Origin of the sequence: Thermobispora bispora DSM 43833 (assembly GCF_000092645.1) — a bacterium.
Classification (GTDB): Bacteria; Actinomycetota; Actinomycetes; order Streptosporangiales; family Streptosporangiaceae; genus Thermobispora; species Thermobispora bispora.
The window spans coordinates 1,457,858-1,477,788 of the sequence record NC_014165.1 but is presented as its reverse complement, the minus strand read 5'-3'; the positions used below and the strand labels follow the sequence as shown (position 1 = coordinate 1,477,788).

The following is a 19,931-nucleotide window of genomic DNA, read 5'->3' as shown; positions in this document are numbered from 1 at the left end:
ACGCGATCTTGACACATCAACTCATCCGCACCATAAGTACGCTTTTTCACCATCTGTACGGCCAGGCCGGTCCGCCGTACGCGCCCGGACGCGTTCGCGGTACGGCCCGGCCGTCCAGCCGGCCGCGCTCAGCAGCGGTCGAGACGGCGCAGCAGGAGGGTGGAGGGCACCGGCCGGGCCCCCATCCGGCGCACCGAGTCCGCCACCTCACGGTCGGAGGAGACCACGGCGACCCCGCGGCCGGCCGGCTCGGCGCGCACCAGGCGCTTGATCAGGTCGTCGGCGCTCTCGCCCGGGGTGCTGAACATCACCCGGACCCCGCGGGGCGCGGACACCTGGACCGGGCCGTTGAGATCGGCGCCGTCGAAGACGCACGTCACCTCCACCCTGGACTGCACGGCGAGGCCGCCGAGCCCGGTGAGCAGGCGCGCGCGCTGGTCGGCGAGGGTGAGCGACGGGTAGCCGGTCTTGGTCACGTTGTACCCGTCGATGATCAGGTGCAGGTGCGGGATGGCGAGGAGCTGGTCGAGCAGCTGGGGGTCGTCGTTGGAGAGCGCCCGGGCCGGCACGGAGGAGACGCTGGGCTGGCCGGGCCGGATCGCCGGCACATAGTCGGCGGGCCGGTTGATCGTGGCGGGCAGCGCGAGCTCCTTGCGCAGCCCGGCCGCGGCGTCCATGAGCGCGTCCATCAGCACCCGGATCCGGGCGTCCTCGATGCTGCGGCCCTCCCGCGCCGCCCGGCGGCTCGCCTCGAGCTGCCGCTCGGCCTCCGCCAGCCGCTCCCGGAGCGTGCGCAGCTCAAGCTCGGCCGCCTTGCTCGCGCTCTCCGCCTTGGCGATGGCCTCGGCCGCCGTGGCCTCCAGCTCGGCGGCCTTCGCCTCGGCCGCCTTCGCCCGCTCCCGGGCCTCGTGCAGCTTGCGCCGGAGCTCGGCGTTCTCCGCCCGGGCGGCCTTGAGCTGCTCCTTGACCCGCTCCAGCTCCACCTTGGCCGCGGCGCGCTGGGCGGCGAGCCGCTCGCGCAGCCGCGTCTCCACTTGCTCCTGCCGCTCGGCGGCGACCGCCTGCTCGATGTCCGCCCGTACCCGCTCGACCAGGTCCGGCCAGGCGGGCGGGCGCGTCAGGTAGGCGGCCGCCGCGACGTGGACGGGGTCGGCCGCCGGCGGCACCGTGCCGTCGGCGAGGCTCGCCACCAGCTCCGGCCAGGCCGTGCGCACGGACTCGGCGACCAGCTCGCGGAACTCCGCATCGGTCTCGAGCTGGGCCGCGATCGGCGCGGCGCCGAGCCGGGCGCGTTTGCGCGGCTCGAACTTGGCGATGCTCCGCAACGGCCCGGGGATCGCGGTGGCGGGCATCCCGCCCAGCACCTGCGCGGCGAGCTCCACGACACGTAACCGGACCTGTTCGGGCAACGGACGAGACAGACCTTCGCCGGCTGAACTCATCTCGTCGCTCCTTGCATGTGTCCTTCAACCAAGGGTACGGCTGCCGCGCATGTGGCCGAGTCTTGTTCGGTGCCGCCACAGGGGACAGATATCGGATTTCACAATGATTCACCAGGAAAAGCACGAAAGGACAGATGACCATGACCGCCATCCCGGCGTACCACGAGTGGCGCGCGACGGCCGCCGACCCGGCCTTCACCGAGTGGCTGCGCTCGGCCGCCGAACCCGACTGGTCGGCCGTGATCGATCACCCCTTCGCCACGGCCATCATCCGCGGTGAGGCGGACATGCGGCGGTACCTCGTCCAGGACTTCCAGTTCGTCGACTCCTTCACCGCCCTGCTCGGCGCCGCGGTGGCCACCGCGGAATCCTTCGAGTCCAGGGCGCGGATCGGCCGGTTCCTCGGCCAGATCGCCGCCGACACCGAGCGCGGCTACTTCCACCGCGCGCTCACCGCCCTCGGCGCCGGAACCGGCCCGGCCAAGCCCGAGCCGGTGACCGAGGAGTTCCTGTCGCTCATGGACGAGACGCGCAGGAGCCAACGCTACCCGCTCATCCTCACCGTGCTCTGCGTGGCCGAGTGGACGTACCTCGGCTGGGCGAGCCGCGCCGAGTTCCCGCTCCCGGAGAACTTCATCCACCGCGAGTGGATCGAGCTGCACAGCGGGCCCGAGTTCGCCGGATGGGTGGCCTTCCTCCGCGACGAGCTCGACCGGATCGGCCCGTCCCTCGCGGAGGAGGAGCAGGCGGAGGTGCTCGGCCTCTTCCGCCGCGCCACCGAGCTGGAGCGCCGGTTCTTCGACATGGCCGCCGGCTGATCCCGGGCTCCGCGGGTGCGACGCCGCGACCGGGCCGGCCCGCCGTCCACCGGGAGATGACCGGGCCAGGCCGCCCTCCGGCTCCGCCGCGGCCGGGGCCTGCCGGGCGCCGCGCCCGCGGCGGCCGGCCCGGCTCCCCTCCCCTCGGCGGAAGGACCGCATCCCGATTCCGCCCCGGCCCGATGCGGCGGCTCCTCCCCCGGAGGGGACGTGACACCCGCGCCCCTCCCACGCGAGGCGCTCCGGCCGCGGCGCGGCCGTCCCCGCCCGGCGGGAGACCGCTGAGGTCTCGCTCCCGTCCGAGCGACCGCCCGCACCGGGACCTCTCCCCCGCGCGCGAGGAGGGTGAGCCTGGGCCGGCCTTCTTCCCGGCGTCATGGAGCTCTCCCCCGCGCGCGCGAGGAGGGTGAGTGGAGCCCGTACGTGACGACGGCGGGCCCTATCTCTCTCCCCCCGCCCCGCGCGAGGAGGGTGAGGGCGCCACCACGATGCTCACGCCCCGGTCTCTCCCCCGCGCGAGGAGGGTGATCAGATGCGGCCGAGGTGCGCTGAGGAACGCATCACCTCTCCCCGCGCGAGGAGGGTGATCCGCTCCGGCGCCCGCCCTCGGACGGGCGGGGATCCCGGCCGGCACGGGCCTGCCGTACGGAACCGGTGCAGGTCGCCCGCACACGGGGCCGGGGACCCCTGCGGCTCCCCAGGGCTCGCGGGACCCGCGTTCCCGGCGGCGGTCCGGACCCCATCGGCGGCGCGGATGTCGGCGGGCTTCTCTATGGTCGTGTGCCGTGGACGCGGTACAGGGCACCCTCGATGAGCTCGGCACCCCGCTGCACGAGGTGACGTTCGTCGTCTTCGACCTGGAGACGACCGGCGGGTCGCCGGCCGAGGACGCCATCACCGAGATCGGCGCGGTGAAGGTCTGCGGCGGCCAGGTGCGCGGCGAGTTCGCCACCCTGATCGACCCCGGCCGCCCCATCCCGCCGTTCATCTCGGTCCTCACCGGGATCACCGACGCGATGGTCGTGGCCGCGCCCAAGCTCCCCCAGGTGCTCCCCGCCTTCCTCGAGTTCATCCGCGGCGCCACCCTCGTCGCCCACAACGCCCCGTTCGACCTGGGGTTCCTGCGGGCCGCGTGCGCCGAGTACGGCTACCCGCCGCCCGCCAACCCGGTCGTGGACACCGCCGATCTCGCCCGGCGGATGCTCACCCGGGACGAGACGCCGGACTGCAAGCTCGCCACCCTGGCGCGGTACTTCCGCAGCGCCACGGAGCCGTGCCACCGGGCCCTCGCCGACGCCCGGGCCACCGTGGACGTGCTCCACGGCCTCCTGGAACGGGCCGGCGCCCTCGGGGTGCACACGCTCGAGGAGCTGCGGGCCTTCAACCGGATGCCCACCCCCGAGCAGCGGCGCAAGCGCCACCTCGCCGAGGGCGTCCCCGCCGCCCCAGGGGTGTACGTCTTCGAGGACGCCAAGGGCGAGGCGCTCTACGTCGGCAAGAGCACCAACCTGCGCAACCGGGTGCGCAGCTACTTCACCGCGAGCGAGGCGCGGCCCCGGATCCGCGAGATGATCGGCATCGCCGAGCGGGTCCGCACGATCGTCTGCGCCACCGCGCTCGAGGCCGAGATCCGCGAGCTCCGCCTGATCGCCGCCACCAAGCCGCGGTACAACCGGAGATCGCGCTTCCCCGAGCGCGCGGTCTGGCTGAAGCTGACCGACGAGCCGTTCCCCCGGCTCAGCATCGTGCGCGAGGTCAAGGACGACGGCGGGGCGTACCTCGGCCCGTTCGGCAGCGCCCGCGCGGCCGACGACGCCCGTACCGCCCTCCATGAGACGCTGCCCCTGCGGCGGTGCACCGAGCGGCTGGGCCCGCGCGCCCGGCGCCCCGCCTGCGCGCTGGCGGAGATCGGCAAGTGCGGCGCGCCCTGCGAGGGCCGGGAGTCCCGGGAGGAGTACGCCCGGCACGCGGCCCTGGCCCGGCGCGCCATGGAGCAGGACGCCGGGATGGTCTTCTCCGCGATGGAGGCGCGGATGCGGCGCCTGGCCGACCAGCAGCGGTTCGAGGAGGCGGCGGTGGAGCGCGACCGGCTCGCCGCGTTCATCCGGGCGGCCGCGCGCATGCAGCGGCTGCGGTCGCTCACCGCCATCCCGGAGCTGATCGCGGCGAGCCCTGCCGCGGGCGGCGCGTGGGACATCCACGTCATCCGGTACGGCAGGCTCGCCGCCGCGGGCGTGATGCCACGGGGCGCCCACCCCACGCCGTTCGTCGACGCCCTGGTCGCCACCGCGGAGACCGTCATCCCGGGCCCCGGCCCCACCCCGGCGGCGTCCGCCGAGGAGACCGAGTGCCTGCTGCGCTGGCTGGAGACGCCCGGGGTCCGCCTGGTGCGGGTCGACGGCACCTGGAGCCTGCCCGCGAACGGCGCCGGCCGGCTCAGGGCGCGGATCGAGCGGGCGTGCGCCGGGATACCGGGCGACCGGCCGCGTGACGGCAGGCCGATGCGGTGACGCTAGGGTCGGGAAGCGCACAGCCGTTCGCGTGACATATCACGCATGACACGCAGGAAGGGCGCTAATGGTCACCGCCATCGTGCATATCAAGGCCGACGTCGACCGCATCCCGGAGGTCGCCCAGGCGATCGCCGACATCGACGGGGTGAGCGAGGTCTACTCGATCACCGGTGAGTTCGACCTGCTCGCGATGGTCCGGGTCCCCCGGTACGAGGACATCTCCGCGGTCGTCCCCGGCCGGCTCAACAAGGTGCCCGGCGTGCGGCACACCGAGACGCACATCGCCTTCCGCACCTACTCGCGGCACGACCTGGAGGCCGCCTTCTCGATCGGCCTGGACGACGCGGACTGACGCCACGGGGCGGCCGGGCCGCGGCCCGCTCCCCCGCCGCGGCCGGCGTGCCGTACGCCTCACCCCGGATGCCGGGTGCGCCTCGCGCCGGACGGCGCGTCCCCACCGCGCCACGGGACGGCCGCATGCGGGCACGGGCGCCCGGCGGCCTCCATGCCGGGCGCCGGAGGGCGCCGTCCGCCCGCGGCGCACCGGCGAGCCGTCCGGCCGGTGACCGGCGGCGCGAGGGCGCCGCACGCATGGCCGGGCCGCGCGCACGGCCCGCCGGGCCACATGCGAAACCGGCGGCCGGGGCGCGGCCGGTGCCGCACGAATCCCGGCGTTCCGGGTTCCCGGTTCAGGAGTTCTTCAGGGCGCGGCTCAGCTCGATCCACCGGTCCAGGGTCGCCGCGGCGCGGCCGGAGTCGACCGCCTGGGCGGCGCGGACGTACGCCCGCTGAAGGTCCGCGGTCAGATCGTCCCCGGGGCCGTCGTACGCCACCAGCGCGGCCGCGGCGTTGAGCAGCACGGCGTCGCGCACCGGGCCGGGCTTCCCGGCGAGCACCTCGCGGACGACGTTGGCGTTGTAGTCCGGGTCGCCGCCGCGCAGGTCCTCCGGCCGGGCGCGCGGGATGCCGAGGTCGGCCGGGTCGAACGTCACCTGCGTGGCCGTGCCGTCCCGGACGACGAAGACGGTCGACGGACCGGCCGTGGAGAGCTCGTCCAGGCCGTCGTGGCCCCGGAAGACTAGCGCCCGCACCCCGCGCTCGGCGAACACCCCGGCCACCACCGGGAGCATCCGCTCGTCGTAGACCCCGATCGCCTGGGCGGCCGGCCGGGCCGGGTTGGTGAGCGGGCCGAGGAAGTTGAAGACCGTGGGGATACCGATCTCTTTACGTGCCGGGCCGGCGAACCGCAGGGCGGGATGGTAAACGGGGGCGAAGCAGAACGCGATCCCCGCCTCCTCGGCGAGCCGGGCGGTGGCCTCGGGCGTGAGGTCGAGGACGACCCCGAGCCGCTCGAGCACGTCGGCCGCGCCGCACAGCGAGGAGGCGGCCCGGTTGCCGTGCTTCACCACCCGGGCCCCGGCGGCGGCGGCGACGATCGCCGCCATGGAGGAGACGTTCACGGTGTGCGCGCGGTCGCCGCCGGTACCGACGATGTCGACCACCGGCCCGTCCACGGAGAGCGGCACGGCGCGGTCGAGCATGGCGCGGGCGAGACCCGTCACCTCGGCGACCGTCTCGCCTTTGGCGCGGAGCGCCACGGCGAAGGCGGCGATCTGCGCCGAGGTCGCCGTCCCCGACATGATCTCCCCCATCGCCCAGGCCGTCTCGTCGGCGGTCAAGTTCTCCCCTGCCAGCAGTGCGTTGAGCAACGACGGCCACGTGGTGCGCATGTCCATGTGCGGCTCCGCGGATTCGTTATCGGGGACGGATCGGGTGGAGCGGCCGGGCGGGAAGCCCCGGCCGGGTTCCCGATCGCTCAGCTCGCCCGGGAGAGGGTGAGCCGGCGCCGCAGGAGCTCGGCGACGCTCTCGGCGAGGGCCACCGGGTCGATGGGCTGAGCGATCACGGCGTCGGCGCGGGACCAGTTGGCGAGCCACCGGTCATCGCGCCGGGCGATGAGCAGGAGGACGGGAGGGCAGTTGTGGATCTCGTCCTTCGCCTGCCGGCAGATTCCCATCCCACCGGCAGGGGCGGCCTCGCCGTCGAGCACCGCCACGTCGATGCCCCCGGTCTCGAGGTGCTTGAAGACCGCCAGCTCGGTCGCGCACTCCACGATCTCGACCTCGGGCAGGTCCACGGCGGGACGCCGCCCGATCGCCAGCCGCACCTTCTCCCGGGTGCCTGCGTCGTCGCTGTAGACGAGAACCCTCATGTCACGCTCACTAATAGAAATCGTGGATCGCGGTCATCGTGATGCTACCCGCGCGGGCGGCGAGCCGCAGCCCGGGGCGTCATCGGCCCGCTGACCTGAGCCGTCGCGCCGTGCGGCGGACCGGTAACCGGGGGGCCGTGAGCCGACCCGAGCAGCGGAGCCGCAATAATGCTGACCGTGGCGACAGCATCCGCAATCAGCACAGCGACCAGACCACACGCGGCGAACCGGCCCAACCTGGTTCAGGTCGGCACCATCGTGTGGTTGTCCTCTGAGCTCATGTTCTTCGCGGCGCTGTTCGCGATGTACTTCACCATCCGCGCGTTCGCCCTGGGACAGGGACAGCCCTGGCCCGAAGCACACCTGGACATTCCGTTCGCCACCGCCAACACGACCATCCTGGTCCTGTCGAGTGTCACCTGCCAGCTGGGCGTGTGGGCCGTGGAGAGGGGCCAGGTGGGGAAGCTGCAGTTCTGGTACTGGGTCAGCTTCCTGCTGGGCGCCATCTTCGTGGCCGGACAGCTCTGGGAGTACGGCAACCTCGTGCACGAGGGGCACACCCTGTCGCACTCGCCGTACGACTCCATCTTCTACCTGGCCACCGGCTTCCACGGCCTGCACGTGACGGGTGGTCTTGTCGCGTTCCTGTTCCTGCTGGGGCGCACGTACGTCGCGAAGCGCTTGACCCATGAGCAGCAGACCAGCGCGATCGTCGTGTCGTACTACTGGCACTTCGTCGACGTGGTCTGGATCGGACTTTTCGCGACCATTTACATCATCCAATGATCGGAACAGGAAAGACGGTGAAATCCATCACCGCCCGGCGGCGCCATCGCCTTGCCAGAGTCGCCGTCGTCGCGCTCGCGCTGAGTCTGCTCGGCGGGACCTACGCCCTCGCCGCGCCGAACAACAGCGCGGACGCGGCGATGGCGTCCGGCAAGGCCGACGACGTGGCGCAGGGCAAGAGCCTTTACGTGGCCCACTGCTCGAGCTGCCACGGCATGAATGCCGAGGGCACGGCCAAGGCCCCCACGCTGGTGGGCGTCGGCGCGGCGGCAGTGGACTTCCAAGTGAGCAGCGGCCGGATGCCCGCCGGCGACGCCTCCTCGCAGGCGCCGCGCAAGCCGCGCGCCGAGTGGGCGACCGATGAGGCGATCAGCCAGCTCGCCGCATATATCCAGTCGCTCGGCGGTGGCCCGACCATCCCGACCGATGAGCAGGTCGACCCGGCCAAGGGCGACCCGGCCCGGGGTGGCGAGCTCTTCCGGGCGAACTGCATCCAGTGCCACAACTTCGTCGGCGCGGGCGGCGCGCTGACCGAGGGCAAGGTCGCTCCGCCGCTCAACCCGGCGACGCCCCGCCAGATCTACGAGGCGATGGTCACCGGTCCGCAGGCGATGCCGGTATTCAACGACTCGGTCATCACCCCGGACCAGAAGCGCGACATGATCGCGTACATCGTCTCGGTGCGGGAGCAGACCGACCCCGGTGGCTGGGGACTAGGCCGGATCGGTCCGGTCACTGAAGGCCTGGTCGCGTGGGTCGTGGGTATCACCCTGGTCATCCTGGCCTCCATCTGGATCACCGCGAAGAAGCGACGGACGCAGGCATGACAGATAACAACATCGAGCAACCGGAGGGCCGCGTCCCGAAGCGGGTCATCGGCACCCCGCCACCTGACCGTCCCGTCCTCGCGGACGACGAGCCTCAGGAGGCTAAGGACGTGCCCGGCGTCACGTACCCGGACCCGGCGAAGGCCCGGCGGGCCGAGAAGGTCGTGGCGCTCCTGTTCTTCCTCGCCTTCCTCGGCAGCGTGTCGTTCATCGCGTCCTACGTGATCTTCCAGGTCGGCACGCTGGACAAGGTGGCGACGTCGAACCTGGCACTGGGCGGCTCGCTCACCGTGGCGCTGCTCTCGATCGCGATCGGCGTCACCGTGTGGGTGCGGCACATCATGCCGAAGTACCACCTGATCGAGGAGCGTCACCCGATGGCCTCCAGCAAGGAGGTCCGGGAGTACGTCAAGCAGACGTTCCTCCAGGGTGCCGAGGAGAGCGGCCTGTTCCGGCACAAGCTGCTGCGCCGGACCCTGCTGCTCGCCGCCGCCCCGCTCGGCCTTCTCCCGCTGGTGCTGCTGAAGGACCTGGGCCCGCTGCCGGGCACCGCGCTGCGGCACACGGTGTGGGGTGAGCGGACCAAGGACGGCAGGTACCGCCGGCTCGTCGTCGAGGGCACCGGTCAGCCCATCCGGGCGGCCGACTTCAACTCCCCCGGCGGCATCCTCTCGGTCGTCCCCGAGGGGTACGAGCACGATCTCAACGCGCTCGCCAAGGCGACGCTCATCCTGATCAAGCTGCGGCCGGAGGAGTTCAAGTCCGGCACGAACATGAACTGGACGTACGACGGCATCGTCGCGTACTCCAAGATCTGTACCCACGTGGGCTGCCCGACCGCGCTGTACGAGCAGACCACGAAGTACATCCTCTGCCCGTGCCACCAGTCGACCTTCGACGCGGCCGACGGTGCGAAGGTCGTCTTCGGCCCGGCCGCCCGGCCGCTGCCGCAGCTCCCCATCGGGGTGGACGAGGAGGGCTACCTGGTCGCCAAGGGCGACTTCGCCGTCCCGCCCGGCCCCAGCTTCTGGGAGCGCGGTGACGCCGAAGCCGAAGCAAGGGAGAAGCAGACGACATGAACGCTCCCCCGAAGGCCCTAGCCGGCGTCTCCGAGTTCGTCGACGACCGCTTCGGTGCGGGGAGCTTCCTCAAGAAGTACATGAGGAAGATCTTCCCCGACCATTGGTCGTTCCTGCTCGGCGAGATCGCGCTCTACTCGTTCATCATCCTCCTGCTGAGCGGAACCTTCCTGACCTTCTGGTTCAAGCCCAGCATGGCGGAGGTGACGTACAACGGCAGCTACGCCCCGCTGGTGGGCGTGAAGATGTCGGAGGCCTACCAGTCGACCCTGCACCTCTCCTTCGACGTGCGGGGCGGCCTGCTGGTCCGGCAGATCCACCACTGGGCGGCGCTGCTCTTCGTGGCCGGCATGATCGTGCACATGCTCCGGGTCTTCTTCACCGGGGCGTACCGCAAGCCGCGCGAGGTCAACTGGCTCATCGGGCTGGTGCTCCTCACCCTCGCCATGGCCGAGGGCCTCACCGGGTACTCCCTCCCCGACGACCTGCTCTCCGGTGCGGGTCTGCGGATCACGGAGGGCGTCATGCTCGCGATCCCGGTCGTGGGCACCTACCTGATGTTCTTCCTCTTCGGCGGTGAGTACCCCGGCCACGATGTGATCTCGCGGTTCTACACGATCCACATCCTGCTCATCCCGGGCCTGCTGCTCGCGCTCATCGCGGCGCACCTGATCATCATGTTCGTGCAGAAGCACACGCAGATGCCCGGGAAGGGCCGGACGGAGAACAACGTGGTCGGCGCTCCGTTCTTCCCGGCCTTCATGGCCAAGTCCGGGGCGTTCTTCCTGTTCACGTTCGCGGTCATCGCCGGCCTGGGCACCTTCGCCCAGATCAACCCGGTCTGGCTGTACGGCCCGTACACGCCGGCCGACATCTCCGCCGGTTCGCAGCCCGACTTCTACATGGGCTTCCTCGAGGGCTCGCTGCGGCTCATGCCGGCCTGGGAGATCAACTTCCTGGGGCACACGCTCGCGCTGAGCGTGCTGATCCCGGCGCTGGTCCCCATGGGCCTGATCTTCACCGGTCTCGCGCTCTACCCGTTCATCGAACGGTGGGTGACCGGTGACAACCGGGAGCACCACCTGTGCGACCGGCCGCGGAACAACCCGCACCGCACCGCCATCGGCGCCGCGGGGATCACGTTCTACGGCATCCTGTGGCTGCTGGGCGCCAACGACGAGATCTCCGCGAACTTCCAGATCAGCCTGTTCTGGACCACACTGGTGGGCCGTGTCGCGATCTTCGTGGGTCCGGTGATCGCGTACGTCGTGACCTACCGGATCTGCATCGGCCTGCAGCGCAAGGACGCCGAGATCCTGGCGCACGGCATGGAGTCCGGCATCATCAAGCGGCTGCCGAGCGGTGGGTACATCGAGGTCCACACGACTCCGCCGGAGGAGCTCACCGAGCAGATCCGCGCCAAGAAGGAGATCCCGATCCTCGAGGCCGGCCCCGACGGCGAGGGCGTCCCGCCCAAGGAGGCCCGCTCGGCCCTCGGCAGGCTGCGGCTCAAGATGAGCAAGGCCTACGGCACGGACCACGTGCCGCTGGAGGAGGCCGCGCACCACGAGGGCGAGGAGGAGCACGCCGCGGTCGGCACGGGCGACCGGAAGCAGCTCCACTGAGCCGCGAGGCTCGCACACGTTGATCGGCCCGGGCGGTCACCGCCCGGGCCGATCGTCGTTCCGGCACCGGTTTCACGCTCCGGCCAGGCACGGGTCAAGGCGGTGAGAGTTCCCTCGCCGGCCGATGCCGGACCCGCTCCACCGCCTCCCCCACGTCCCTCTCAGATCCCCCGTGGGCATGCCCGTACGGTCCCTGTAGGCAATGCCGTACGGCACAGCCTGTGCGGCGCTCTGCGCGCCGCACAGGGCGCCCGGTGCCCATCCTGTCTCTCCTTATCCCTCAGCGGAGAGAGCGTCACAGGCGCGTTGCGCGCCATCTACGAGACCATCGGGCGATTCCCCGCACGCGCACTCCCGGGGCGCTTCGCCCGGGGCCACGCCAGCGGCGGCGGGCAGCGCGGCCGCCCCGCCTGGGCTTCACCCAGGGCCACGCCCATCTGCCGCGGGTGGCCGTGGCCGCCCCGCCTGCACCGTGCGACCACCTGCGGCGTCTCCCCAGGGCGCCGGGCTGAGCGTGACCGCCGCGCCCGCATGCGCGCCTCGGCCACTCGCCACATGACGTCGTGATCACCTGCGTGCCCGGATCCGGTAGCCGCCCATTGATACCGGAACCCCGCAGCAGGCGCGTCAGCCCCGCCACGAGACGCCACATCCGGGCACGCGCGGATGCCTGGTTTGCCCGCGTCCTCGGCGAGGGACAGCACGCCGGAGGCGAGGATGCCGATCTCGCGAGGATGGCAACGCCGGCGAGCGCGTCAGAGGCTCCTGGAGGACACACCGCCCATAGGTGGGTTGCCCCCTCCCCCGGGGGTCGTGCCGAAGTCTCCAGGGCACTGAGGCCTTCTGGCGCCCGCCCCTGAGGCTTCTGGGCACCGCAAGGGCCGCTTGCGCCGGATGGGACCCGGGGCACGTCGCCTCACACGGACGCCAGCGGGGCGGCGAAGTCGGCGCGCAGGCGGCTCTGCTTGAGCCAGTCCTCCCAGGACGCCTGGAAGTAGCTCCAGCCGTTCGTCGGCTCCAGCTTCCGCGGCGACCCGGTGACGATGATCGGGTCGCCGATCAGCGTGTTCTCCATGAACCACTTCGCGTTGGCCGGGCTCGCGTTGACGCAGCCGTGGCTGACGTTCGCCCTCCCCTGGCTGCCGACGGACCAGGGGGCGCCGTGGACGTACTCGCCGGTGTCGGAGATCCGCACGTTGTGGTAGGTGGTCGTCCGGTAGTAGCCCGGCTGACCGGGGGCGGCGTCCGGGGAGACCATCACGGTGACCGGCTCACGCGACATGGCCACGTGGATCCCGCTCGTGGTGTAGTGCCGGAAGACGTCGCCGCTTCCCGCGCTGATCGGGATGACCTTGATGACCTTGCCGTCCCGCTTGACCGTCATGTGGTGGGTCTTGGTGTCGGCGACGCTGATCTGCTCCCGGCCGATCTGGAACTCGCGGACGTAGTCCTGCTTGCCGTACAGGCCCGCACCGCCGCGGACGTTCGCGAGGCGGGCGACGACCCGCACCTTGGTGTGGGCGGGCCAGTACTCCTTGGGCCGCCAGACGACCTTCTTCTCGTTGAGCCAGTGCCAGGCGCCCTCCACCGGCCGGCTCGCCTCGACGATGAGGTTCCGCTCGACCGAGACCCGGTCGCTGATCGGCTGGTCGAACGTGATGATGATCGGCATGCCGACGCCGAGGGTCGAGCCGTGGTCCTTGTTCGGGATCAGGGTGTCGATGCCGAACGTCTTGACCGCCTTCTCCGTGGTGAACCGGCTGGTCCGCTCGACGGTCGCGCCGTTCGGGCCCGAGGCCACGGCGTGGACCTGGTAGGTGGCGCCGGGGATGAGGGCGCGGTCGCTGCGCCACTGGGTGCGGTCGGCGCTGAAGACCCCGGACACCGGCCGGCCGCCCGCGGTCACGGTGACGCTCTTCAGCGTGCCCTGCGCCGCCGACACCGTGATGGGCAGCCCGGTCGGCAGATCACTCGCCCCATCGGCGGGGCTGATCCTGATCGCGGTTCCCGTCCCGTCGCGCCCCCCGTCCGCGCTCTCCGAGGTGAGAGAACATCCGGCCGCCGCCACCAGCAGGGCCAGCGCCCCAGCCGCACCAGCTCGCACCTGGCCTCCCCCTCCTGCCGCGATCTTTTTCTCGAGGAGATTCCCGGGATCGCGTTACCGGCCGCCCTCTGATCGCCACAAAACCGGCAAAGGATGGTGCACGGCCACCACCGACCGGCCGGAAAAAGCCGGCGGCCGGTCGGCGGTTTCGCCGACCGGCCGCATATGGGCTCGGGACTCGCCTCAGTGCGAGTAGCGGCCCCGGTAGTGCTCGAAGACGAAGCCGATCAGGGCGAGAACCGTCGCGAACAGCCCGATGAGGAAGAGCCACCAGCCGATGACGAAGCCGAAGAAGGCCAGCGCCGCGGCGGCGCAGACCCACAGCGGCCACCAGCTGTAGGGGCTGAAGAAGCCGATCTCCCCTGCGTGGTCCTCGATGTTCGCGTTCTTGTCGTCCTCCGGCTGCTCACCGGTCCGGCGGGCCGTGTAGAGCAGGTAGTAGCCGACCATGAACGCGAGGCCGACCGAGATCGCCAGAGCGGTGGTGCCGGTCGGTTCCTGGGACCAGAACCAGTACACCACGGTGGCGGCCCCGAAGAAGATGCCGATGATGAGGAATGTCCAGCCCTGAATCTTCATCGGCTACCCTCCTCCAATCCCTGCTTGGCCGCCCCGGCCTCCTCCACCGCAGGCTTGGCGGACAGGTACGGGAACTTGAGGTCGAACGCCGGCCGCTCCGAGCGGATCGGCGGCAGCGAGGTGAAGTTGTGCCGCGGGGGCGGGCAGGAGGTGGCCCACTCGAGGGAGCAGCCGTAACCCCACGGGTCGTTGACGGTGACCTTCGGGGCCTTCCGCCAGGTCCGCCACATGTTGTACATGAACGGCAGGGTAGAGATGCCCAGCAGGATGGCACCGGCGGTGGAGATCTCGTTCAGCCTGGTGAAGCCGTCGGTCGCGGCGTAGTCGGCGTACCGGCGCGGGAAGCCCGCCACGCCGAGCCAGTGCTGCACGAGGAAGGTCATGTTGAAGCCGATGAGCAGCGTCCAGAAGTGGATCTTCCCGAGCCGCTCGTCGAGCATCCGGCCGGTGATCTTCGGCCACCAGAAGTAGATCCCGCCGAAGGTCGCGAAGATCATGCTGCCGAACAGCGTGTAGTGGAAGTGCGCCACCACGAAGTAGGTGTCGCTGGTGTGGAAGTCGAGCGGCGGCGACGCGAGGATGACGCCGGTGAGGCCACCGAACAGGAAGGTGACGAGGAAGCCGACGGCGAAGAGCATCGGCGTCTCGAAGGAGAGGTGCCCGCGCCACATGGTGCCGATCCAGTTGAAGAACTTCACGCCGGTCGGCACCGCGATGAGGAAGGTCAGCAGCGCGAAGAACGGCAGCAGCACCTGCCCGGTGACGAACATGTGGTGCGCCCACACCGCCATGGAGAGGGCCATGATGGCGATCGTCGCGCCGACCAGGCCGATGTAGCCGAAGATCGGCTTACGGCTGAACACCGGGATGATCTCGGTGATGATGCCGAAGAACGGCAGCGCCAGTATGTAGACCTCGGGGTGCCCAAAGAACCAGAACAGGTGCTGGAACATGATCGGGCCGCCGTAGTCGGAGTGGAAGATCTGCGTGCCGAGCTTGCGGTCGGCCTCGATCGCCAGCAGCGTGGCCGCCAGCGGCGGGAAGACGAGCAGGATCAGCACGCTGACGACCAGTATGTTCCACGTGAAGATGGGCATCCGGAACATGGTCATCCCGGGCGCCCGCATGGTGATGATCGTGGTGATGAAGTTCACCGAGCTGAGGATCGAGCCGAGGCCGGAGAGGACCACGCCCATGATCCACAGGTCGCCACCGATGCCGGGCGAGTAGGTCGTGTTGGACAGCGGGATGTAGATCGTCCACCCGAACGAGGGGGCGCCTCTGGGGGTGAAGAGGCTGAACACCACGATCAGGCTGCCGAAGAGGAACAGCCAGTAGCTCACCATGTTCAGCCGCGGGAACGCGACGTCAGGCGCGCCGATCTGCAGCGGAACCAGCTCGTTGGCGAAGCCGGTGACCAGCGGCATGCCCACCAGCAGCAGCATGATCGTGCCGTGCATGGTGAAGAGCTGGTTGAACTGCTCGTTCGACACGAACTGCAGCCCCGGCCGGGCGAGCTCCAGGCGCATGACCAGCGCCATGAGGCCGCCGATCAGGAACAAGATGAAGGCCGAGATCAGGTAGAGGTGCCCGATCACCTTGTGATCGGTGCTCGATAGCCATTTCGCGATGGCCCTGCCCTTGGTATACGGTCGGGCCGCGATGCCGACCGGCTCCTGGATGGCGGTCACTGCGCACTCCCCGCGTGGCTCTTGATGTACTGCTCGAACTCAGCCTGCGGCACGAGCTTCACCGAGAACAGCATCCTACTGTGGTCGGCGCCGCACAGCTCGGCGCACCGGCCGATGAACACGCCCGTCCGGTCGAGCGTCTTGATCTCGAAACGGTTGACGACGTTGCCCGGGAAGAGGTCCTGCTTGAAGAGGAAGGCGGGCACCCAGAAGGAGTGGATGACGTCGTCGGAGTGAAGCTCGAACTCAACCTTGGTGTTGACCGGCAGCACGAGCTGCGGACCCTGCGGGTTCTCGTTGCTCTGCTTGCTCAGGTCCACCGGGACGCCGGCGACCTCGACCTTCTGGCCCTGGTAGTGCGTGGTGAACTTCCAGCTCCACTGGTAGCCGTCCACCCGCACCTTGACCGGGGCCGTCCCCGAGACCTTCATGATCTCGGTCTGGTCCCGCGCGGTGAAGAAGAAGAGGATCGCCACCATGATCACGGGGACCACGGTGTAGAGGATCTCGATCGGCAGGTTGTAGCGAACCTGCGGCGGCAGCGCTTCGGAGTTCCTCTTCTTACGGTGGAACGCGACCGCCCAGAAGATGAGGCCCCAGACGACGACACCGGTGGCGAGAGCCGCGATCCACGCGCCATTCCACAGCGTCTGGATGATCTGGGACTGCTCGGTGACGCCCTCCGGCATGCCCCCGCGGGACCACTGATCGATCGCCTCGTTGCTGCACGCCGTCGCGCTCGCCGCAACCAGCGCCACGGCTGCGGCACCGGACAACCGGCGGCGCTTCGACTGTCGCCGTGTCGTACGGCAGGTCGGACTCACGGATCGCCTACCCCACAAACGAAAGCCCAAGAGCCACCTCCTGGGCGGTTTTCCTATCCGGCACGCGGGGTACAGGGCCGCGATCATCCCGCCGGGCCCTTGTACTCCATTGAGTTCACGCTAGGGGAAACCTTAGCGTGGACCAGCCGCGCCTCCCTGAGCAGCCCCCGGCTAATGTCCTAATCGTGGCCTATTTAGACGCGGCTTCCACGGAACCCCTCCACCCGGCGGCCCGGGAGGCGCTGATCGCCGCCAGCGAGGCCGGGTGGGCCGATCCGGCGCGCCTGTACGGCGCGGCACGTCGCGCCAGCATGCTACTGGAGCAGGCGCGGGCCGAGGTAGCCGAGCTGCTGGGCGCGCGGCCCGACGAGGTCTCCTTCACCGCTTCGGGGACCCAGGCGATCCACCTCGGCGTGCTGGGCGCGCTCAAGGCCCGGCGGCGGGTGGGCACCCGCCTGGTGGTGAGCGCGGTCGAGCACTCGAGCGTGCTGCACGCCGCCGAGCTCCACGAGCGCGAGGGCGGCACGGTCGAGGTCGTGGGCGTGGACCGGACCGGGCGGGTGGACGTGGCCGCCTTCGCCGAGGCGGTGTCCCGGCCGGGCACGGCGCTGGCCTGCCTGCAGACCGCGAACCACGAGGTCGGCACCCTGCAGCCGGTGGCGGAGGTGGCCGAGGCGTGCCGGGCGGCCGGGGTGCCGCTCCTGGTGGACGCCGCGCAGTCGGCGGGACGGCTGCCGATCCCCGCCGGCTGGTCGATCCTCGCGGCCAGCGCGCACAAGTGGGGCGGCCCGCCGGGGGTGGGCGTGCTCGCGGTGCGCAAGGGCACGCGCTGGCGGTCGCCGTACCCGGAGGACGAGCGGGAGCACCGCCGGGTCCCCGGTTTCCCGAACGTGCCGGCGGCCGTGGCCGCGGCGGCGGCGCTGCGGGAACGGCTGGCCGAGGAGGCGACGGAGGGGCCGCGGCTGTCCGCCCTGGTCGACCGGATCCGCGCCGAGGTGCCGCGGAGGGTGCCGGACGTGGAGGTCGTCGGCGACCCGGTGCGGCGCCTGCCGCACATCGTCACGTTCTCCTGCCTGTACGTGGACGGGGAGGCGCTCCTGCTCGAGCTGGACAAGGCCGGTTTCGCGGTCTCGTCGGGCAGCTCGTGCACCTCGAGTACACTCCGGCCGTCCCATGTGCTGGAGGCCATGGGGGTGCTCACCCACGGCAACGTCCGGGTGTCGCTGCCCCGGGGCGTCTCCGAGAGCGATGTCGACCGTTTCCTCGCGGTCCTCCCGGACGTGGTGCACCGAATCCGGTCGAGCTTGGGGGTTCAGTGATGTGGCGGAGACGGACGAGCGGCGATGACGCGGAGCCCACGGCCTCCGCGGAGGACGGGACCGGGCCGGAGCGGCCGGAGCAGGTGCCGGCGCTGACCATCGACGCCCTGGGGCGCAAGTGCCCGATCCCGATCATCATGCTCGCCGAGCGGATCAACGAGGTCGGGCTGAACGAGGTGGTGGCCGTGCTCGCCGACGACCCCGCCGCGTACACGGACATCCCCGCGTGGTGCCGGCTCAAGTCCCACCGGCACGTGGGCACGTACGAGCGGCCGGAGGGCGGCTGGGCCTTCCACGTGCGCCGCAGCTACTGAATCGCGGCCGGTGAGCCGGAGGGGCGCCCGTCGAAGGGGGGCGCCCCGCCGCCGGATCCATCGCCGCCCCGCCGGTGACGGCGTCCCGCGGTCCGGCCCGGCCTCGTGCCGCCGGTCCGGCCCGGCGCCCCGGGCCGCGCGGCCGGCACCGGGCACCCCGCGGTCAGGGGTGGTGGAACTTCGCGTGGGCGGCCACCTCGTCCGCGGCCGCCCGGCCGTACGCGGCGGCGAACCGCTCGAGGAAGCGCTGCCGGCCGAGCGTGTACTCCTGGCAGCCGACGGTCTCGAGGACGTGCGTGGCGGTGAGGTTCCCGAGCTGCGCGCATCGCTCGTAGGAGAGCCCCCAGGCGAGCCCGGCGAGGAACCCGGCGCGGAACGCGTCCCCGACCCCGGTCGGGTCGGCCTTGCGCTCCTCCGGCGCGGCCGGGACGTGCACCGGCGGCTCACCCGCGCGGTCGACCCGCGCGCCCTTCGGGCCCATGGTGGTGACGCAGACGCCGACCCGGGCGAGGATGTCCTCCTCGCTCCAGCCGGTCTTCTGCTTGATCAGCCCCATCTCGTAGTCGTTGGCGAACAGGTACGCCGCCCCGTCGATGAGCTCGCGGATCTCATCCCCGCCCATCCGGGCGAGCTGCTGGGAGGGGTCGGCGGCGAACGGGATGCCCCGGACCCGCGCCTCCTCAGTGTGCCGCAGCATCGCGTCCGGGTCGTTGGGGCTCACCACCACCAGGTCGAGGCCGCCGACGCGCTGGGCGATCGGCTCGAGCTCGATGTCCCTCGCCTCCGCCATCGCCCCGGTGTAGAACGACGCGATCTGGTTGTGGTCCTGGTCGGTGGTGCAGAGGAACCGCGCGGTATGCCGGAGCTCGGAGACGTGGATGGAGTCGCAGTCGACGCCGTGCCGCTCCAGCCAGGAGCGGTAGTCGGCGAAGTCCGCGCCGACCGCGCCGACGAGGATGGGCCGCAGCCCGAGGCTCGCCATGCCGAAGGCGATGTTGGCCGCGCACCCGCCCCGGCGGATCTGCAGATCGTCGACGAGGAACGACAGCGACACCCGGTCGAGCCGGTCGGCGACGAGCTGGTCGCCGAACCGGCCGGGGAAGGTCATGAGATGGTCGGTCGCGATGGAACCGGTGACAGCGATGCGCACGGGGCGATACTCCTCGATGTCAGCGAGCGACTGATCAGCGACGGGTAGCGTACTCCCCTCCGGACATGACGACGCCCCGTACCGCCGATGGTCGCGTACGGGGCGTTCACCGGGGAGCGGCCGACCCGTTCGCTGCGGCCGGCAGCTCAGTTGAAGGAGTCACCGCAGGCGCACGAGCTCGTCGCGTTGGGGTTGTCGATGGTGAAGCCCTGCTTCTCGATCGTGTCGACGAAGTCGATGGTGGCTCCGGCGAGGTACGGCGCGCTCATCCGGTCGACCACGACGTTGACCCCGTTGAAGGTCGAGACGATGTCCCCGTCCAGGGACCGGTCGTCGAAGTAGAGCTGGTAGCGCAGGCCGGAGCAGCCACCCGGCTGCACGGCGACGCGCAGGCTCAGCCCTTCCTCACCCTGCTGCTCGAGCAGGCTCTTCACCTTGGCCGCGGCCGCGTCAGTCAGGATGACACCCTGCTGCGTGGTCTCGCTGCTCTCAACCGCCATGTGCTGACTCCCGCGTCTGCGCCGGCCGCCCATCGGGGGCGGCCGCCTGGGTTACGACGTCCTACTAGACGCTACCAACGCGCGCCGATCCCTACACATTCCTCCGGCGGGCCCGCCCGGGTGGGGCCCCAGGGCTCTCCCGCGGGGC

18 protein-coding genes are annotated in these 19,931 nt (G+C 71.0%); 9 read left to right on the top strand and 9 right to left on the bottom strand.

Going from position 1 to position 19,931, the window contains the following annotated elements; genetic code table 11:
- Nucleotides 1-128 precede the first annotated feature (128 nt).
- Nucleotides 129-1,409, bottom strand: a complete 1,281-nt coding sequence (locus tag TBIS_RS06520) for an NYN domain-containing protein (RefSeq protein ID WP_242384319.1) — start codon at nucleotides 1,407-1,409, stop codon at nucleotides 129-131.
- Nucleotides 1,410-1,582: 173 nt separating this feature from the next.
- Here TBIS_RS06520 and TBIS_RS06515 point away from each other — a divergent pair, with 173 nt between their 5' ends.
- The 3 genes from TBIS_RS06515 to TBIS_RS06505 all read left to right on the top strand — a co-directional run bounded on the left by TBIS_RS06515 (nucleotide 1,583) and on the right by TBIS_RS06505 (nucleotide 5,125).
- Nucleotides 1,583-2,260, top strand: coding sequence for a TenA family protein (locus tag TBIS_RS06515; RefSeq protein ID WP_013131553.1), 678 nt, complete (start codon nucleotides 1,583-1,585; stop codon nucleotides 2,258-2,260).
- A gap of 785 nt (nucleotides 2,261-3,045) precedes the next feature.
- Nucleotides 3,046-4,770, top strand: coding sequence for a DEDD exonuclease domain-containing protein (locus tag TBIS_RS06510; protein ID WP_013131552.1), 1,725 nt, complete (start codon nucleotides 3,046-3,048; stop codon nucleotides 4,768-4,770).
- 67 nt (nucleotides 4,771-4,837) lie between these two features.
- Nucleotides 4,838-5,125, top strand: a complete 288-nt coding sequence (locus TBIS_RS06505; RefSeq protein ID WP_013131551.1) for an Lrp/AsnC family transcriptional regulator — start codon at nucleotides 4,838-4,840, stop codon at nucleotides 5,123-5,125.
- A 337-nt stretch (nucleotides 5,126-5,462) separates the two neighbouring features.
- Here the strand turns inward: TBIS_RS06505 and trpD are convergent, their stop codons facing one another.
- Nucleotides 5,463-6,509, bottom strand: a complete 1,047-nt coding sequence (gene trpD, locus TBIS_RS06500) for an anthranilate phosphoribosyltransferase (protein WP_013131550.1) — start codon at nucleotides 6,507-6,509, stop codon at nucleotides 5,463-5,465.
- An 80-nt stretch (nucleotides 6,510-6,589) separates the two neighbouring features.
- Nucleotides 6,590-6,985 (bottom strand): response regulator transcription factor, encoded by a 396-nt coding sequence (locus TBIS_RS06495; protein ID WP_013131549.1) that lies wholly within the window; start codon nucleotides 6,983-6,985, stop codon nucleotides 6,590-6,592.
- Nucleotides 6,986-7,153: 168 nt separating this feature from the next.
- Here TBIS_RS06495 and ctaE point away from each other — a divergent pair, with 168 nt between their 5' ends.
- The 4 genes from ctaE to qcrB are packed head-to-tail and all read left to right on the top strand — an operon-like array spanning nucleotide 7,154 to nucleotide 11,302.
- The gene (ctaE, locus tag TBIS_RS06490; protein ID WP_013131548.1) at nucleotides 7,154-7,771 is read left to right on the top strand and encodes an aa3-type cytochrome oxidase subunit III; all 618 of its coding nucleotides are present in this window, start codon (nucleotides 7,154-7,156) and stop codon (nucleotides 7,769-7,771) included.
- 17 nt (nucleotides 7,772-7,788) lie between these two features.
- The gene (gene qcrC, locus TBIS_RS06485; protein ID WP_050760454.1) at nucleotides 7,789-8,598 is read left to right on the top strand and encodes a cytochrome bc1 complex diheme cytochrome c subunit; all 810 of its coding nucleotides are present in this window, start codon (nucleotides 7,789-7,791) and stop codon (nucleotides 8,596-8,598) included.
- The gene (gene qcrA, locus TBIS_RS06480) at nucleotides 8,595-9,677 is read left to right on the top strand and encodes a cytochrome bc1 complex Rieske iron-sulfur subunit (RefSeq protein WP_013131546.1); all 1,083 of its coding nucleotides are present in this window, start codon (nucleotides 8,595-8,597) and stop codon (nucleotides 9,675-9,677) included. Before qcrC ends, qcrA begins: the two co-directional genes overlap by 4 nt.
- On the top strand, nucleotides 9,674-11,302 hold the full coding sequence (gene qcrB / locus TBIS_RS06475) for a cytochrome bc1 complex cytochrome b subunit (protein ID WP_013131545.1): 1,629 nt from the start codon (nucleotides 9,674-9,676) through the stop codon (nucleotides 11,300-11,302). Before qcrA ends, qcrB begins: the two co-directional genes overlap by 4 nt.
- A gap of 916 nt (nucleotides 11,303-12,218) precedes the next feature.
- Here qcrB and TBIS_RS06470 read toward each other — a convergent pair.
- The 4 genes from TBIS_RS06470 to ctaC all read right to left on the bottom strand — a co-directional run bounded on the left by TBIS_RS06470 (nucleotide 12,219) and on the right by ctaC (nucleotide 16,434).
- Complete coding sequence (locus TBIS_RS06470) at nucleotides 12,219-13,406, bottom strand: L,D-transpeptidase (protein WP_013131544.1); 1,188 nt, start codon at nucleotides 13,404-13,406, stop codon at nucleotides 12,219-12,221.
- A gap of 183 nt (nucleotides 13,407-13,589) precedes the next feature.
- Nucleotides 13,590-13,985: a cytochrome c oxidase subunit 4 gene (locus tag TBIS_RS06465; RefSeq protein ID WP_013131543.1), complete on the bottom strand. Its 396-nt coding sequence runs from the start codon at nucleotides 13,983-13,985 to the stop codon at nucleotides 13,590-13,592.
- Nucleotides 13,982-15,676, bottom strand: a complete 1,695-nt coding sequence (gene ctaD, locus TBIS_RS06460) for an aa3-type cytochrome oxidase subunit I (protein WP_013131542.1) — start codon at nucleotides 15,674-15,676, stop codon at nucleotides 13,982-13,984. The genes TBIS_RS06465 and ctaD overlap by 4 nt, the downstream gene beginning before the upstream one ends.
- Nucleotides 15,673-16,434 carry an aa3-type cytochrome oxidase subunit II gene (gene ctaC, locus TBIS_RS06455; protein ID WP_241019905.1) on the bottom strand — a complete coding sequence of 254 codons (762 nt, stop codon included), beginning with the start codon at nucleotides 16,432-16,434 and terminating at the stop codon, nucleotides 15,673-15,675. Before ctaC ends, ctaD begins: the two co-directional genes overlap by 4 nt.
- Nucleotides 16,435-16,637: 203 nt before the next feature.
- Between ctaC and TBIS_RS06450 the strand changes: the two genes are divergently transcribed.
- Nucleotides 16,638-17,819: a cysteine desulfurase family protein gene (locus TBIS_RS06450; protein WP_013131540.1), complete on the top strand. Its 1,182-nt coding sequence runs from the start codon at nucleotides 16,638-16,640 to the stop codon at nucleotides 17,817-17,819.
- Nucleotides 17,819-18,133 carry a sulfurtransferase TusA family protein gene (locus tag TBIS_RS06445; protein WP_013131539.1) on the top strand — a complete coding sequence of 105 codons (315 nt, stop codon included), beginning with the start codon at nucleotides 17,819-17,821 and terminating at the stop codon, nucleotides 18,131-18,133. Before TBIS_RS06450 ends, TBIS_RS06445 begins: the two co-directional genes overlap by 1 nt.
- Nucleotides 18,134-18,296: 163 nt before the next feature.
- Here the strand turns inward: TBIS_RS06445 and TBIS_RS06440 are convergent, their stop codons facing one another.
- Together TBIS_RS06440 and erpA are read right to left on the bottom strand one after the other, a co-directional pair.
- Complete coding sequence (locus TBIS_RS06440) at nucleotides 18,297-19,283, bottom strand: carbohydrate kinase family protein (RefSeq protein ID WP_013131538.1); 987 nt, start codon at nucleotides 19,281-19,283, stop codon at nucleotides 18,297-18,299.
- 146 nt (nucleotides 19,284-19,429) lie between these two features.
- The gene (gene erpA / locus TBIS_RS06435) at nucleotides 19,430-19,783 is read right to left on the bottom strand and encodes an iron-sulfur cluster insertion protein ErpA (RefSeq protein WP_013131537.1); all 354 of its coding nucleotides are present in this window, start codon (nucleotides 19,781-19,783) and stop codon (nucleotides 19,430-19,432) included.
- Between the last annotated feature and the right edge of the window lie 148 nt (nucleotides 19,784-19,931).